This window comes from Mycobacterium sp., from assembly GCF_025965855.1.
In the GTDB taxonomy this organism is placed as follows: Bacteria; Actinomycetota; Actinomycetes; order Mycobacteriales; family Mycobacteriaceae; genus Mycobacterium.
Genome location: NZ_JAOPWB010000016.1, coordinates 16,919 through 32,166 on the forward strand (window position 1 = coordinate 16,919; position 15,248 = coordinate 32,166).

The following is a 15,248-nucleotide window of genomic DNA, read 5'->3' on the forward strand; positions in this document are numbered from 1 at the left end:
GGAATCTTGCCCTGGCCGCACACTGAAAGTCCACGATGCACACTCGAAGCCGCTGATGCACACTGAACGCGCTCACGAACCGCGGCGCGACCGCGGCCGATCACTGGCGAAGCCGCGGACCACGTGGGCCCGCACGAACTCCGCGACGACATCGGGATCGTCCATGTCGATGGTCGACGAGGGCGTGCTGAAGAGCGAGAACAGTATGCGCGCGAACCATTCACCGGCGGCCTCGACGTCGAGGTCTTTGCGAACCTCGCCGGTCAGCTTGGCGGCGGAGAGGTACGGCGCGAAGAAGTCGACGCATTCGCGCAGCAGCACAGCGGCGTCTTTCGTCAGCAGGAGGCTGATCGCGTCTTCGTCGAAGTACTTCCCGGAGGCGATGACCCGCCGCGCCTGGGTCACGAACACCGCCGCGCGGCTCAGCTTGTCCTCCAGCGAGCTGCCCTCGGCCATCGCCTTGGACATCTCGCGATAGAACTGCTCGGAGGCGTGTTCGGCGCACGCTTCGAGGATGGCGCCCTTGTCGCTGAAGTACTCGTAGACCGTGCTGCGAGATACGTTGGCCGCCTTGGCGATATCGACGATCGTCGTCTTGTGCAGTCCTTGCCTGCGGAAACAGTCGTACGCGGACTTGACGATGAGTTCGCGGGTATCGGTTGCGGTTGCGTGGGTCATCCGCCCGGAGCGAGGATCAGCCCGCTGGTGGGCACCCCGGTTCCCGACGTGACCAGCACGTGTTCGACGTTGTCGACTTGGTTGTGTGAGGTGCCCCGCACCTGACGCACGCCCTCGGTGATGCCGTTCATGCCGTGGATGTAGGCCTCGCCGAGCAGCCCGCCGTTGGTGTTGATCGGCAGTTCGCCCCCGAGCGAGAGCCGTTCGACGGTGGCGAAGTCCTTGGCCTCGCCGCGGCCGCAGAAGCCGAGTTCCTCGAGCTGTGTGAACACGAACGGCGTGAAATGGTCGTAGATGAAGGCGGTTTGGATGTCTTGCGGCTTGAGGCCCGAGTCCCGCCACAGCCGGTCGGCGACCACGCCCATCTCCGGGAGACCGGTGATGTCCTCGCGGTAGTAGCTCGTCATCATCTCGCCCTCGTAGGCCGCGCCCTGGGCGGCCGCGGTGATCACCGCGGGTGGCTGGCGAAGGTCCCGGGCGCGTTCGGCGCTGGTGACCACCAGTGCGACCCCGCCGTCGCTTTCCTGGCAGCAATCCAGCAGGCGCAGCACGGGTTCGACGATCCAGCGGGACTTCTGGTGGTCCTCCAGCGTGATCGGGCGCTGGTAGAACCAGGCGTCGGGATTGCGCGCCGCGTGAGTGCGGTCGACGACGGCGATGCGACCGAAATCCTCGTTGGTCACCCCGTACGTCGACATGTAACGCTGGGCGTGCAGCGCGACCCAGGCTGCGGGAGTGAGCAATCCGAACGGCGCGTAATGCGCCATGAACGGCGGCGTCTCGGCGCTGGTGCGGCCGCTGCCACCGAACCGGAAGCCGGAACGTTCGTTGAACGCGCGCCAGCACACCACCACATCGGCGACGCCCGTCGCGACGGCCATCGCCGCATGCACGACGGTGCCGGCCGCCGCCCCGCCGCCGTGGTGCACACGGCTGAAGAAGCTCAGGTCGCCGATACCGACGTTGCGAGCGATGTCGATCTCGTCGCTGGAGTCCATGGTGAAGGTGACCATGCCGTCGACGTCGCTGGGCGCCAGGCCGGCGTCGTCGAGTGTGGCACTGACCGCCTCACAAGCCAATTGGAGCTCGCTGCGCCCCGACTCCTTGGCGAACTCGGTCTGGCCGATTCCGGCGATGGCGCAGCTGCCGGGCAGCGAGGAGCTCACGCTTCGTCCCTTTGGAAGGCCCCGTCGAGCAGGCTGAGCACCGCGGTGCCGGAGACGTGATCGCCGAGGCTGTTGGAGCCCTTGAACGTTACTTCGACGAAGTTCTCGCCGGCGTCCCCCCTTGAACCCCTGGTCTTGCCGGTCACGTGGCCGGTGAATCGCAACGGATCGTCGGGAAAACACGGCACACCGAGGCGAACCGACAGGTTCGTCACCATGGCCTCGGGCCCGGCCCAGTCGGTGAGGAAGCGCACGCAATACCCATTGGTGGTCAGGATGTTCATGAACAGGTTTGGCGAGCCCTGCTTCTTGGCGTAGTCGCGGTCGTGATGCACCGGCATGAAGTCCCGCGATGCGATCGCGCCGGCGACGATCATCGTCGTGGTGATGGGGATTTCGAGCGAGCTCACCTCATCGCCGACGTCGATGTCGGCCCACTGCAGGGTTGTGGTACGGGTTTTGGCGGTCGTCATCGGCTTCCTTCTGAGGGGTTGGCGCGTCGGGGCCGGAACTGGTGCAGGACAAGGTCGTCGAAACTCTCGTAATAGACCTCGACCGGCATCCCGACCGTGACGTCGGCCGGATCGATGTCGCACAAGTTCGAAACCAGCCGCACCCCTTCGTCGAGCTCCACCAGCACGACGATGTAGGGGTAGTCGAAGAAGGGGAACCTGGGCTCCAGCGGCATGACGTAGCTATAGACGGCGCCGTGTCCCGATGACTCGATCGCTTCCCATTCCAGGGAACGGCATTTGGGGCACATCGGGCGGGGTGGGTGGCGCAGCGCCCCGCATCCGCGGCACCGCTGGATCAGGAGTTTCCGATCGCGCAGACCGTTCCAGAAGAATTCGGTGTCCGGACCGACCGCCGGCGCCAAGCGCGACGCCATCAGCGTTCCGGCCTGAATCGCAGCACGCGGAATCGCTGCCTCCCCAGCACCTCTCCGTTCTGGTCGCTGTAGGTAATCAACCACGTCAGGAAGTGGCCGGTCCCGAGCGCGGTCTTCTTTTCCTCGGAGACATCCTCGAACACCGACGTCGCGCTGACGACATCACCGAGCCGAGGGTAGCGTTCGATCTCGAACTCCGAGTTGGTCGCCACCGTGCTGGTGAAACCGGCCTCGTCGAGGAATGCGGTGGGGTTTCCTTCGATCTCGATGGGGGCCCCGCCTCGATCCGCGATACCCTCCAGTTTCGGCGCAGGCATCGTCCAGGTTTGCAGCATGACCGGCGGCGACACGATGCCGCCGAACCGAGACGCCGCCGCGAACTCGGGATCGAGGTAGACCGGGTTCATGTCGTCGAGTGCATGGGCCCAGTGCCGAATCATCGGTTGATTGACCGGATCCGGTGCCACCGAAGGCTTTCCGGTGCCACCGGTGGGCTGGCCGATGAGTGCCCGTAGCTTGTCGCGAAACTCGGTTTTCGTATCGGTCACTAATTCAATCCTCCTGATTCATCCCCGTGTATTCAGGCCGTCCCGAGCCGGACCGGCATTCGCTTTACCCCCGGGACCATCGTGGCCCGCATCCGGTCCACCTCGCCGACCAGCTCCAGCCTGGGAAAGCGCCGCAGCAACTCATCGAACATGACCGACGCCTCGAGACGCGCCAATTGTGCGCCGACGCAAGAATGTTCACCGCACCCGAATGCGATGTGCGGGTTCGGATGGCGGGTCACCTTGAATTGTTCTGCGTCGCTGCCGAATACGTCCTCATCGCGGTTGGCCGACCCGTAGAGCATCGCGACCGTGTCACCTTGGGCGATGAGCTGCCCGCGTATCTCGACGTCGATCGTCGCGGTGCGGGTCATGTGGACCACCGGGCTGTTCCAGCGCAACATCTCCTCGACGGCGCGCGGGATCAACGTGGGATCCGCGACCAGCAGGCGGCATTGGTCGGGGTGGGCGATGAGCGCCAGGGTGCCCAATGCGATCAGATTGCGGGTCGTTTCGTTGCCGGCGACCAGCAGCAAAAACGCAAAGTTGAGCAGGTCTTCGTCGGCCAGGCGATGCCCGTCGATCTCGGCACCGGCCAGCACCGACAGCAGGTCGTCCCGCGCATCGGTGCGCCTTGCCGCGATCAGCTTCTGGAAGTATTCGAACAGCTGCCCCAGGGCCACCAAGGGGTCGAGTTCTATTTCCGGGTCGGCGATTCCGGTCGCCGCGTCCGACCATGCCCGGAACTGCTCCCAGTCGTCGGGCGGGGCACCGATCAGCTCGGCGATCATCCGGGTGGGCAGCGGAGCGGCAATCTCTTCGGCGAACTCGTGGACGGAATCTGGTTCGATGCCGTCCAGGATGCCGCGCACGATCTCGCGAATTTTCGGCTCGAGTACGGCCACTCGCCGCCGGGTGAATCCCGAGTTGATCAGCTTGCGCAGCTGCCGGTGCCGGGGCGGGTCGGTGAAGATGAGGCTGCCCTGCTGCACCGGGTTGGCCATCGCCGGGTCCGGGATGGTGACGCCCTTGGTGGAGCTGAACAGTGCCGGGTTGCTCGACACGAAGCGGATGTCTTCGTACTTCAGCAGCGCCCAGAACTTGGTGACGTTGTTCCAGCAGACCGGCGACGTGGCACGCAGCTCCCGGTATGCCGGATACGGGTCGCCCGCGTAGAAGTCGGGGGAGTGCAGTGGAAAAGTGGTCTGCACGGCAAACTCCCTCGACAGGTGATCCGACACATCACACCAATGTGTCTTGCGACGTTGTGTCTACCCCGGCCCGACCATCTCTGTCAATACGCCGACAACGCGGTGAAATAGCCGGGAATTCGTTTAATTGGTGATTGACGACCGCGGGCCGGCGGTGAACACTGGCTCTCTAGATGACCGACGTTCGGGTGAGGAAGCACATGGCCGAGCTACAGCCTCCGGGATCGCTTGTCGACACCTACCACCTCTACATCGACGGCAGATGGGTCGAACCCGAAAACGGTCGCTACGACGACATCGACCCAGCCACCGAAAAGACCATCGCCGCCGCGCCCGATGCGAGCGTCGCGCAGGTCGGTGAGGCCATCGCCGCGGCGCGCCAAGCCTTCGATAGCGGGCCGTGGGCGAGCACCAGCCCCGAGGACCGGGCCGGCTGCCTCAATCAGCTCGGCGAGGCGCTGGCCAAGCACGCCGACGAGTTCTTCGCGCTGTCGCAGGCCGAGTGGGGCTGCGTCTCGAACGAGCGGATGATGCAAATCGACGGCGCCGGATACATGTCCATGCACGCGGCCCAGCTCGCCACGACGCTGACCGACGAGCCGGTCACCGGCGTCGGCGCCGGAACGACGTTGCTGCGACGCGAGCCGCTCGGCGTGGTGTCGATCCTGACGCCGTGGAACTTCCCGCACTGCCTCAACGTCATGAAGGTGAACAACGCGCTGGCGGCCGGCAATACCGTCGTGCTCAAGCCTTCGCCGCTGACGCCGCTCGCCGGGCTCGCGCTCGCGCGCGTCATCGACGAGGAGACCGACATCCCGCCCGGCGTGGTCAATGTCGTCACGCCGTCGGGCATCGAGGCGGCCAAGCTGCTCACCACGGACCCGCGCATCGACATGATCAGCTTCACCGGCAGTTCGGCCGTCGGTTGTGAGGTGATGCGGGCCGCGGGCGACGCCATGAAGCGGCTCCTTTTGGAGTGCGGCGGGAAGTCGGCAAGCATCGTCCTCGACGACGCCGAAGTCACCGACGAGATGCTGCGGCAGATGCTGTTCGACTGCTGCTCGCTGCACGCCGGGCAGGCCTGCATCCTGCACAGCCGGCTGCTTCTTCCCGACTTGTTGCACGACGGCGTCGTCGAGCGGCTGGTCGCACTCGCCCGTGACGTGAAGGTCGGCGACCCCAAGGATCCCGAGGCGCAAATGGGGCCGCTGATCAGCGCGGCGCAGGTAGCGCGCGTCCAGGCGCACGTCGACGGCGCGGTCGACGACGGGGCCAAGCTACTGACCGGCGGTGGTCGCCCGGCCGGCTTGGATGTCGGCTTCTACTTCGAGCCGACGATTCTCACCGACGTCGACCCGGATTCGACGATCGCCCAGGAGGAAGTGTTCGGGCCCGTGCTTTCGGTGCTGCGTTACCGGGACGACGACGACGCGGTCGCGATCGCGAACAACTCCCGTTACGGACTTTCGGGCGCCGTGTGGGGCGCCGACCTCGACCGGGCCGTCGGCGTCGCCCGCCGAATCCGCACCGGCCAGGTCGCGGTCAACGGCATCGGCCCCGGCGACGCGCCGTTCGGCGGCTTCAAGCTGAGCGGGTTCGGCCGGGAGAGCGGCGGACTAACCGGCCTGCACCAGTACATGGAGGTGAAGGCCATAGGGATCCCCGCGTGATGGGATCCGTGAGCCTTTCGTAAACGGCTGGTCACATGCAAAGCTGCACGGCATGGTGCTCGCGATTGCCCGCCCCAAGCTCGAAGGAAATGTCGCGGTCGGGGAAGATCGCCAAATCGGCTTTGCTGAGTTCGGCGCGTCGCAGGGTCGGGCGGTGTTCTGGCTGCACGGAACCCCCGGCGCCCGCCGGCAGATCCCGACCGAGGCGCGGGTCTACGCCGAGCACCACAACATCCGCCTGATCGGCATCGACCGACCCGGCATCGGTTCGTCGACACCACATCAGTACGAGAACATCGCGGCGTTCGCCAATGACCTGGGCACCATCGCGGACACACTCGGGATCGACAAGATGGCCGTGGTCGGCCTGTCGGGCGGTGGGCCGTACGCCCTCGCGTGCGCGGCGGGCCTACCCGACCGGGTCGTGGACGCCGGTGTACTCGGAGGAGTGGCGCCGACGCGCGGCCCGGACGCGATCAGTGGCGGTGCGATGAACCTCGGTCTGCGCCTCGCGCCGATCCTGAAATTCGCGGGCAACCCGCTGCGGCTGGGCGCGAGCTTGCTCATCCAGGCGGCCCGGCCCGTCGCCTCCCCGGCGCTGGACATCTATGCCCTGCTCTCGCCCCAGGCGGACCGGCACCTCCTGGCCCGCCCCGAATTCAAGGCGATGTTTCTCGACGACCTGCTCAACGGCAGCCGAAAGCAGCTGGCCGCGCCGTTCAACGACATCATCCTGTTCGCCCGCGACTGGGGATTTCGCCTCGACGAAGTCAAAGTCCCCATCCGTTGGTGGCACGGCGACCACGACCACATCATCCCGTTCTCCCACGGGGAGCACGTCGTCTCCCGGCTGCCCGACGCGGAGCTGTTGCACCTGCCGGAGGAAAGCCATCTGGCCGGGCTGGGCCGCGGCGAGGAGATCCTGTCCACCCTGATGAAGATCTGGTACGAGCAGGGCTGACCCGCCGGTCATCGACCGGCGTCCGGGTAATCTTCACTCGTGCTGCTGGCATCGCTGAACCCCTCGGCCGTTACCACCACCGACATCGCGGACGCGGTCAGCATCGACGGCGTCGCGCTGAGCCGCAGCGACTTGGTCGGCGCCGCAACGTCGGTCGCCGAACGGGTGTCCGGCGCGGAGCGGGTTGCGGTCCTGGCCACGCCGTCCGCGGCGACGGTGCTGGCGATCACCGGCTGCCTGATCGCGGGTGTGCCCTTCGTCCCGGTGCCCGCCGACGTCGGTGTGGCCGAACGCCGGCACCTGCTCACCGACTCCGGGGTGCAGGCGTGGCTGGGCCCGGAGCCGGACGAATTTGAAGGGCTGCCGCACATTCCGGTGCGACTGCACGCTCGCTCCTGGCACCGCTATCCCGAGCCGTCACCCGATGCCGCCGCGATGATCATCTACACGTCGGGCACCACCGGGCTGCCCAAGGGCGTTCAGCTGAGCCGCCGGGCGATCGCCGCCGACCTCGACGCGCTGGCCGAGGCCTGGCAGTGGACGGCCGACGACGTCCTGGTGCACGGCTTGCCGCTGTTCCACGTGCACGGACTGGTGCTGGGCCTGCTCGGGTCGCTGCGGATCGGAAACCGCTTCGTGCACACCGGAAAACCCACTCCCGCCGGCTACGCCCAAGCCTGCGCGGAATCGGGGGGGTCGCTGTTCTTCGCGGTTCCCACCGTGTGGTCGCGGGTGGTGGCCGACGGGTCGGCGGCCGAGGCGCTACGGCCGGCACGGCTACTGGTGTCCGGCAGCGCACCGCTGCCGGTGCCGGTGTTCGACCGGCTGGCCGAGCTCACCGGGCATCAGCCCGTCGAACGCTACGGCGCCTCGGAATCGCTGATCACCATCTCCACGCGGGCCGACGGCGAGCGCCGCGCGGGTTGGGTCGGGCTGCCGCTCGCCGGCGTGCAGACCAGGCTGCTCGACGACAATGACAACCCGGTGCCGCACGACGGGGAAACCGTTGGCCGGCTTCAGGTTCGGGGACCGATGATGTTCGACGGCTACCTGAACCGGCCCGAGGCCACCGCCGAAGCGTTCGGCGCCGACGGCTGGTACCGCACCGGCGACGTCGCCGTCATCGACGGCGGCGGCATGCACCGCATCGTCGGACGCGAGTCCGTCGACCTGATCAAGTCCGGCGGGTACCGCATCGGCGCGGGCGAAATCGAAACCTCGCTGCTCGGGCACCCCGGCGTCCAGGAGGCGGCCGTCGTCGGGCTGCCCGACGAGGACCTGGGCCAGCGCATCGTCGCCTTCGTCGTCGGCTCGTCGGACCTGAACACCGACGAACTGATCGACTATGTCGCCCAAGAGCTGTCGATACACAAGCGGCCACGTGAGGTCCGCCTCGTGGACGCGTTGCCGCGCAACGCGATGGGCAAAGTTCTCAAGAAGCAGTTGCTGTCCGAGGGCTGAGCCGCCCGTCGCGAGCGTGCGCATTTGTACACGCTTTACGGCGTGTCGCGGTGCAGACACGCACGCTCGCGGCCCGTCGCTCGCCGGTCGGGCACGGGTGCCCAACCTGTGGTGAGACACGCAGCAGGTTGCCAGCTTGTCTGCCGAGCGAGACCGCGAACCTTCACCTACCGTCGTAAAAGTGGAGAGACGCAACCGACCACCGGGCGGGCTGGATGGGTGAGCCCCATCGCCCGGGCGGCGCCGCCGCGACGGTTGTAGCCGGCCCGGCCCGCACGCCGATGAGGAGGGTGGCGGCCGCGTGCCTCGTCGGCTCGGCGATCGAGTACTACGACTTCCTCATCTACGGCACCGCGGCGGCGCTGGTGTTCCCGACGGTGTTCTTCCCCCGCCTCAGCCCGACGGTGGCCACGATCGCCTCGATGGCGACGTTTGCCACGGCGTTCCTGTCCCGCCCGCTGGGCGCCGCCGTGTTCGGCTACTTCGGGGACCGGCTGGGCCGCAAGAAAACCCTGATCGCCACGTTGCTGATCATGGCCGCGTCCACGGTGACAGTGGGCCTGGTGCCCAGCACGGCCTCCATCGGGATGGCGGCGCCGTTGATCCTGATCGCGCTGCGGCTCCTGCAGGGGTTCGCCGTCGGCGGCGAGTGGGCGGGGTCGGCGTTGCTCAGCGCCGAGTACGCGCCGCCCGGCAAACGCGGCCGCTACGGCATGTTCACCCTGCTCGGAGGCGGAACCGCGGCGGTGCTGTCCAGCCTGACGTTTCTGGGTGTCAACTTCAGCATCGGTGAAAACAGCCCCGCCTTCATGCAGTGGGGATGGCGACTGCCGTTCCTGATCAGCGCGGCGCTGATCGGTATCGCCCTGTACGTGCGGCTCAATATCGACGAGACTCCCGTGTTCGCCCAGGAAAAGGCGCGCAACCTGGTGCCGAAAGCGCCGCTCGCCGAGGCGCTGCGCCTGCAACGCCGCGAGGTCGTGCTGGCCGGGGGCAGCATCCTGGCCGCCCTGGGCTTCGCCTACCTGGGCAACACCTACCTGACCATGTACGCGCATTCACACCTCGGGTATTCGCGGACCTTCATCTGGTCCGTCGGCGTGCTCGCCGGGCTGGTCAGCATCACGTCGGTCGCGCTGTCGGCCACGCTGTGTGACCGCGTCGGGCGCCGCCGCATGATGCTGATCGGATGGGCGGGGTGTCTGCCCTGGGCGTTCGTGGTGATGCCGCTGATGGACACCGGCAACCCCGCGCTGTACGTGGTCGCGATCGTCGGCATGTGCGCCATCGCGGGGATCGGCTCGGGACCCACCGGAGCCTTCATTCCCGAACTGTTCGCCACGCGGTACCGCTACAGCGGATCGGCACTCGCGATAAACCTGGCCGGCATCGTGGGTGGCGCCCTGCCGCCGCTGATGGCCGGAACGCTGCTGGCAACCTACGGCAGCTGGTCGATCGGCCTGATGCTGGCCGCCCTCGCGTTGGCGAGCCTGGTGTGCACCTACCTGCTGCCGGAAACCAACGGCACGACACTCGGCGCGGGCCTGGAAGACGTGCCCCGATAGCTCAGTTGGCGTGCAAGTCCTCGTTCAGGGCGATGCCCTGACCGTCGCGGGCCACCACCTCAACCGCCCCGGTGACCGAATTGCGCCGGAACAGCAGATTGTGGGCGCCGGAGAGCTCGCGGGCCTTGACGGTCTTGCCGTCGGGCGTGGTGACCTTGGTGCCCGCGGTGATGTACAGGCCGGCCTCGACGACGCAGTCGTCGCCCAGCGAGATGCCCAGGCCCGCGTTGGCGCCGAGCAGACACCGCTTGCCGATCGAAATGACTTGCGTGCCACCGCCGGACAGCGTGCCCATGATCGACGCCCCGCCACCGATGTCCGACCCGTCGCCCACCACGACGCCGGCCGAGATGCGCCCCTCGACCATCGACGCGCCCAGGGTGCCGGCGTTGTAGTTGACGAAGCCCTCGTGCATCACCGTCGTGCCCGGCGCCAGGTGCGCGCCCAGCCGCACCCGGTCGGCGTCGGCGATGCGCACCCCGGTGGGCAGGACGTAGTCGACCATCCGCGGGAACTTGTCGACGCCATAGACGGTCACCGGCCCGTGGCGGCGCAGCCGCGCCCGGACCGCCTCGAAACCCTCGATCGCGCAGGGTCCGCGATTAGTCCACACGACGTTGGTCAATACGCCGAACAAGCCGCCGGCGTTCAGCCCATGCGGCGCCACCAACCGGTGCGACAGCAGGTGCAGCCGCAGGTAGGCGTCGTAGGCGTCGGCGGCCAGGTCGTCGAGCGAACCGATGACCGTGCGCACGGCGATGGTCTCGGTGCCGCGCTCGTCGTCGCGGCCGACCAGCGCGACCAGTTCCGGCGGAATGTCGGACAACGCGAGCCGCGAAGTGGCGCGGGTGCCCGATTCCGTCAGTTCCGGTGCGGGAAACCACGTGTCGAGCACCGACCCGTCGGAGGCCAGCGTCGCCAGCCCAATACCAACCGCGCCTGCAGCTCCAGTCACGGCGGTCAGGTTACTTTCCCGGGGCGAGCAGACACAAAAGCCCCCGACACGCCGACGAAAACGGAGCTTTTGTGCCTGCTCGCCGAAAGAGGGTGACCCACTACCCTTGGAGGCGTGCTGGACCTACGGGGGGATCCGATCGACTTGACGGCGGCGCTGGTCGACATCCCCAGCGAGTCGCGGGACGAGGCGCGGCTCTCCGACGAGGTGGAGGCCGCCCTGCGCGCCCAGTCTCCCCAGGCTTTGGGGTACGAGATCCTTCGCAACGGCAACGCCGTACTCGCGCGCACCCGACGCCACCGGCCGTCGCGGGTGCTGCTGGCCGGTCACCTCGACACCGTGCCGGTGGCGGAAAACCTGCCCAGCCGTCGTGAGAACGGCGACCTGTACGGCTGCGGCACCGCGGACATGAAATCCGGTGACGCGGTCTTCCTGCACCTGGCGGCCACCGTGGCCGAACCGGCGCACGACCTGACGCTGGTCTTCTATGACTGCGAGGAAATCGACGCGGCGGCAAACGGTTTGGGCCGCATCGAACGCGAGCTGCCGGATTGGTTATCCGCTGACGTCGCGATCCTGGGCGAGCCCACCGCCGGCTACATCGAGGCCGGCTGCCAGGGCACGCTGCGCGTGGTGATCAGCGCCACCGGAACGCGCGCCCATTCGGCGCGTTCCTGGTTGGGCGACAACGCGATTCACAAGCTGGGCGCGGTCCTGGACCGGCTGGCCGGATACCGTGCGCGCAGCGTTGACATCGACGGCTGTGAGTACCGCGAGGGTCTGTCGGCGGTGCGCATCGACGGCGGCGTGGCCGGCAACGTGATTCCCGACGCGGCGTCGGTGACGGTCAACTTCCGTTTCGCCCCGGACCGGTCGGTGGCCGCGGCGCTACAGCACGTGCACGACGTGTTCGACGGCCTCGGCGTGCAAATCGAGCAGACCGACGCCGCGGCGGGCGCGCTGCCCGGCCTGTCCCAGCCCGCCGCCAAGGCGCTGGTCGAGGCCGCCGGTGGGCGGGTGCGCGCGAAGTACGGGTGGACGGATGTGGCGCGGTTCGCCGCGCTGGGCATCCCGGCGGTCAATTTCGGACCGGGCGATCCCAACCTGGCGCACACCCGCGACGAACGGGTGCCCGTCGCCAACATCACCGCCGCGGTGGAGATGCTGTGGCGTTACCTGAGCTCGTAGCCGTATGTAGGACTACTTGCTACGCCGAACGGATGGCTCGAACCATCGCCCAGCGCGAACTGCGGAATGACGCTGCCTGGACCTTTGCTGGAAGAGCTTGTCCGCTCCTTAACATCTGAGCGGTCTGACGAAACGGCCGCCGGGCCGGAGGATCACGGCGTCACGACGGCGCCACGACCACGTCGACGCCGTCGACGCCCGCGTTCGCCACGACGGCCAGCACCGGCGCGTTGGGTGCCGAAACGACCTGTCCACCAGCGACACTCACCTGATAGCCGCTCTGATACTCGATGGGCGGCACGGAGATGAAGGTCTGCGCGCCGGGGGCGAAGCGGCCCGCGCGGTCGAGTAGCACAGCCGAAAGATGCCGGACCGAAACGACCACTCCCTCGGCGTGCCCGCCACCACCTGCGGGTAGGGGGCGGCGAGCACCGCGGGCTTGGCCGTGCTGACGTTGGCGCCGGCCGGCGGCTGGCTCGGATCGAAAACCAGCGCCTGGTCGGTCGGCGACGAACTCGTCTTGTCATTGCCGGTGTACGCCCACACCAGCCAGCCCATCCGCTGCCGGTCGGTGTGGCGCATCACCTCGGCGATGTTCTTCAGGTCGTTGGTGGCGCCGAACTCCGTCAGCAGCGGCGGGATGTGGTTGAAGCCCGCGTAGAGGTTCGCGTTGGTGATCGTGAGGCCGTCCTCGAAGCGGCAGGTGATGTTTTTGTGCAGCACCGATTCGACGGCGCAGTAGTCGTGGAACGAGAAACCCGGAGCTCGGGTCGACCACCCTGCCGAGGTCGGTGTGGATGCCCTCGTCGGACAACGTGTTGGGCTCGACGAACACCAGCGTGGTGGGGTCGGCCGCGCGAATCACCGGCACGACTTTCCGATAGAACACGGTCAGCTTGTGGTCCTGCAGCGGGCAGCCCAGAACGGGGTCGAAACATCCCTCCCAGATGAAGCCGGGCCATGGCTCGTTCAAAACCTCGCCGAACACGCCCGGGTTGCCGTGGAAGAAGCCCGCGACGTGCGCCCAGGCGCGTGCGTAGTGGTCCTGCAGCCCGATCCCGTCTGGCGCCGGAGCGTCCCGCCAGAAAGCGTTCCAGGCGTACTCCTCGGCGGGATTGAGGAAGTAGTTGCCGGGAAAGCCCAGCTGCGGGTTGGGCTACGAGGTTTTGACCGAGCCATGGCCCGCTTGCTGCACCGCCCACGCCGGGGCGCCCTCGCCCTGGAACGCCTCGTTGTAGAGGTCCTGATGGAAGTCGAGCAGGCTGACGATGCCGTGCGAGGCCAGTGTGGTCACGGTCTGCGCATCGAGTTGAGGTAGTTGTCGTCGTAGCTGAGCGGCTGTGGCTCCACGGCGGCCCAGATGACACCCACCCGCATCGCGTTGAAGCCGTTGGCCTGCAGGAACCCCGCGTCGTCGTCGCCGAACCCGTCGGCCGACGGCTCGTAGGGCGGCACCTTGTACACCTGGTTGAGCCCGTGCAGGACGACGATGCGCCCGGCGGCGTCGGTCATCCAACGGCCGGCGTGGCCGAGCGACAGCGTCGGGCCGGTGGGCGCCGCCAAGGCGGTCGGCGGGGCGACGACCGACGACGCGTCAGTCGTCAGCGCCGCAATGAGCAGGCCGGCCGCGACCAGGCCGGCCACACGGTCGATACGCATCGTGCCTCCAACCGCCCGGGTGAACTGCAGCAAGCGAAATCACTCTGGACACAGTGAGGCGCATTAGTCACTGTGGTAACACGGCGGCGTCACGGTTCGCGCACAATGCGGCACGCCCGGTTGGCTATCCGCGACCCAATCGCTGCGCCTGTGCGGCGGCTGAACGTGCCGAGGCGGCCGCGGCGCGCATCCCGACCGCCACCAGCTGGTCCGACACGGCCTGCAGTGCCGCCCCGTCGCCGGCCGCCAACGCGCGCGCGTGGGCAACGGCGATGCGGCCCACCGCGCAGTCGGCCTCGTCGCACAGCCGGGCCAGCGGATCCACCGCTCGGGTGTCGCCGAGGCGCACGGCCTCGTGCCAGGCGCGCAGCGCCACGGCCGACTGCCCGCCGCGTTCGGCCATCCGCGCGGCGTCGCGGGCGGCGGCCACGGCGCCGTGCGGGTCGCGCATGCTGGCCAGCCGCCACGCCCGCGCCACGCCGAGCTCCGGGCCGAACAGTGCCGACTTCGTTCCATGCCGAGACTCGGCCCTGCTCAAGGCTTTTGCCGTCGCGGCGATGTCGCCCTGCTGGGCCTGCGCGGTGGCCAGCAGCGTCAGCGACAGCGGCCCCCACGAGTAGCCGGTGCGTTCCAGGGTGGCGGCCGCCGGGCCGAGCAGCGCCGCGGCTTGGGCGAATTCGCCGTCGGCGATCAGCACGTGCGCCAGCAGCACCTCGCCGATCGCGCGGCCGGGCTGCCGCAGTTCGGCGAAGTCGGTGAACTGCTGGGCCAATTCGCGCGCCCTGACGGGCTCTCCCGTCATCAACAGGGCGGTGGTCTGGCCCAGCCCGATCGTGAACCGCAGCAGTCCGGGATGTTCGGCGGCCAGGGCGCGCTGCGCCAGCGGTTCGACGTCGTTGAAACGGCCCTGCCGCGCCGCGCACAGCGCGCCGGCGCTGGCGGCCCAGGCCAGCGCCTGGTCGCCGGCCGACGGTGAATCCAGCACCTCGCCGGCGATTTTGACGGCGTATCCGACGTTTCCGGCGTTCATCGCGAAGGTGGCGCTCAGCGCGTCGAGGGTGATGCGCGGGCCCGCATCCGCAACCCGATTGCGGATGGTCCGCAGGAACGCGGTGGCCCGCTCGGGCTCGCTGAGCATCCAGAACTGGTTGGCCGCCCGCAGCAGCGCCCAGTCCATGAGCGCCGGCTCGGCCAGCGCGCCGGAGTCGACCTCGGCGAGCACCGCGTCGGCCTCGCGGCCGCGGCCCTGCCACGCCAGGGCATGCGCCAGCGACAGGCGCGCCGACAAGCCCCCGGA

General features: G+C 68.2%; 15 protein-coding genes and 2 pseudogenes. 5 read left to right on the forward strand and 12 right to left on the reverse strand.

From position 1 onward, the window contains the following. Positions 1-72: 72 nt before the first annotated feature. From JWP83_RS01600 to JWP83_RS01625, 6 genes are read right to left on the reverse strand one after another with little or no spacing between them, the layout of a single operon-like run. Positions 73-678, reverse strand: coding sequence for a TetR/AcrR family transcriptional regulator (locus JWP83_RS01600; RefSeq protein ID WP_297725111.1), 606 nt, complete (start codon positions 676-678; stop codon positions 73-75). Then, positions 675-1,844 (reverse strand): lipid-transfer protein, encoded by a 1,170-nt coding sequence (locus tag JWP83_RS01605; RefSeq protein WP_297725113.1) that lies wholly within the window; start codon positions 1,842-1,844, stop codon positions 675-677. The genes JWP83_RS01600 and JWP83_RS01605 overlap by 4 nt, the downstream gene beginning before the upstream one ends. Then, on the reverse strand, positions 1,841-2,317 hold the full coding sequence (locus JWP83_RS01610) for a MaoC family dehydratase (RefSeq protein WP_297725115.1): 477 nt from the start codon (positions 2,315-2,317) through the stop codon (positions 1,841-1,843). The genes JWP83_RS01605 and JWP83_RS01610 overlap by 4 nt, the downstream gene beginning before the upstream one ends. After that, entirely contained in the window at positions 2,314-2,733 is a 420-nt protein-coding gene (locus JWP83_RS01615) for a Zn-ribbon domain-containing OB-fold protein (protein WP_297725117.1), read from the reverse strand. Before JWP83_RS01615 ends, JWP83_RS01610 begins: the two co-directional genes overlap by 4 nt. Then, complete coding sequence (locus tag JWP83_RS01620; RefSeq protein ID WP_297725120.1) at positions 2,733-3,281, reverse strand: MaoC family dehydratase N-terminal domain-containing protein; 549 nt, start codon at positions 3,279-3,281, stop codon at positions 2,733-2,735. The genes JWP83_RS01615 and JWP83_RS01620 overlap by 1 nt, the downstream gene beginning before the upstream one ends. 32 nt (positions 3,282-3,313) lie before the next feature. Then, positions 3,314-4,492: a cytochrome P450 gene (locus JWP83_RS01625; RefSeq protein WP_297725122.1), complete on the reverse strand. Its 1,179-nt coding sequence runs from the start codon at positions 4,490-4,492 to the stop codon at positions 3,314-3,316. A gap of 200 nt (positions 4,493-4,692) precedes the next feature. Here JWP83_RS01625 and JWP83_RS01630 point away from each other — a divergent pair, with 200 nt between their 5' ends. From JWP83_RS01630 to JWP83_RS01645, 4 genes are all read left to right on the forward strand, one after another. Continuing rightward, positions 4,693-6,162 carry an aldehyde dehydrogenase family protein gene (locus tag JWP83_RS01630; protein WP_297725123.1) on the forward strand — a complete coding sequence of 490 codons (1,470 nt, stop codon included), beginning with the start codon at positions 4,693-4,695 and terminating at the stop codon, positions 6,160-6,162. Between the two features lie 52 nt (positions 6,163-6,214). Next, positions 6,215-7,123, forward strand: a complete 909-nt coding sequence (locus tag JWP83_RS01635; protein ID WP_297725125.1) for an alpha/beta hydrolase — start codon at positions 6,215-6,217, stop codon at positions 7,121-7,123. A 39-nt stretch (positions 7,124-7,162) separates the two neighbouring features. Then, positions 7,163-8,584 carry an acyl-CoA synthetase gene (locus JWP83_RS01640; protein ID WP_297725127.1) on the forward strand — a complete coding sequence of 474 codons (1,422 nt, stop codon included), beginning with the start codon at positions 7,163-7,165 and terminating at the stop codon, positions 8,582-8,584. A 281-nt stretch (positions 8,585-8,865) separates the two neighbouring features. After that, positions 8,866-10,149 carry an MFS transporter gene (locus tag JWP83_RS01645; RefSeq protein ID WP_297725145.1) on the forward strand — a complete coding sequence of 428 codons (1,284 nt, stop codon included), beginning with the start codon at positions 8,866-8,868 and terminating at the stop codon, positions 10,147-10,149. 1 nt (position 10,150) lies between these two features. On the opposite strand, the gene dapD is transcribed toward JWP83_RS01645, so the two are convergent. Beyond that, positions 10,151-11,113 carry a 2,3,4,5-tetrahydropyridine-2,6-dicarboxylate N-succinyltransferase gene (gene dapD / locus JWP83_RS01650; protein ID WP_297725147.1) on the reverse strand — a complete coding sequence of 321 codons (963 nt, stop codon included), beginning with the start codon at positions 11,111-11,113 and terminating at the stop codon, positions 10,151-10,153. Between the two features lie 105 nt (positions 11,114-11,218). Between dapD and dapE the strand changes: the two genes are divergently transcribed. After that, on the forward strand, positions 11,219-12,292 hold the full coding sequence (dapE, locus tag JWP83_RS01655) for a succinyl-diaminopimelate desuccinylase (protein WP_297725130.1): 1,074 nt from the start codon (positions 11,219-11,221) through the stop codon (positions 12,290-12,292). Between the two features lie 264 nt (positions 12,293-12,556). Here the strand turns inward: dapE and JWP83_RS01660 are convergent, their stop codons facing one another. The 5 genes and pseudogenes from JWP83_RS01660 to JWP83_RS01675 form a co-directional block, all read right to left on the reverse strand. Next, entirely contained in the window at positions 12,557-13,015 is a 459-nt protein-coding gene (locus tag JWP83_RS01660; protein ID WP_297725132.1) for a hypothetical protein, read from the reverse strand. Positions 13,016-13,109: 94 nt separating this feature from the next. Next, positions 13,110-13,436, reverse strand: a pseudogene (locus JWP83_RS31115) (cellulase family glycosylhydrolase); the annotation flags it as partial. 12 nt (positions 13,437-13,448) lie between these two features. Beyond that, entirely contained in the window at positions 13,449-13,586 is a 138-nt protein-coding gene (locus tag JWP83_RS01665; protein ID WP_297725135.1) for a hypothetical protein, read from the reverse strand. Further along, positions 13,583-13,951, reverse strand: coding sequence for a hypothetical protein (locus tag JWP83_RS01670; RefSeq protein WP_297725137.1), 369 nt, complete (start codon positions 13,949-13,951; stop codon positions 13,583-13,585). Before JWP83_RS01670 ends, JWP83_RS01665 begins: the two co-directional genes overlap by 4 nt. Positions 13,952-14,075: 124 nt before the next feature. After that, a pseudogene (locus JWP83_RS01675) lies at positions 14,076-15,248 on the reverse strand (AAA family ATPase); the annotation flags it as partial.

Bases quoted from the DNA above. Each gene is read 5' to 3' on its own strand.
- JWP83_RS01630 (WP_297725123.1), top strand. From the start codon at position 4,693: ATGGCCGAGCTACAGCCTCCGGGATCGCTTGTCGACACCTACCACCTC.
- JWP83_RS01670 (WP_297725137.1), bottom strand. From the start codon at position 13,951: ATGCGTATCGACCGTGTGGCCGGCCTGGTCGCGGCCGGCCTGCTCATT.
- JWP83_RS01615 (WP_297725117.1), bottom strand. From the start codon at position 2,733: ATGGCGTCGCGCTTGGCGCCGGCGGTCGGTCCGGACACCGAATTCTTC.
- JWP83_RS01635 (WP_297725125.1), top strand. From the start codon at position 6,215: ATGGTGCTCGCGATTGCCCGCCCCAAGCTCGAAGGAAATGTCGCGGTC.
- JWP83_RS01610 (WP_297725115.1), bottom strand. From the start codon at position 2,317: ATGACGACCGCCAAAACCCGTACCACAACCCTGCAGTGGGCCGACATC.
- JWP83_RS01645 (WP_297725145.1), top strand. From the start codon at position 8,866: ATGAGGAGGGTGGCGGCCGCGTGCCTCGTCGGCTCGGCGATCGAGTAC.
- JWP83_RS01600 (WP_297725111.1), bottom strand. From the start codon at position 678: ATGACCCACGCAACCGCAACCGATACCCGCGAACTCATCGTCAAGTCC.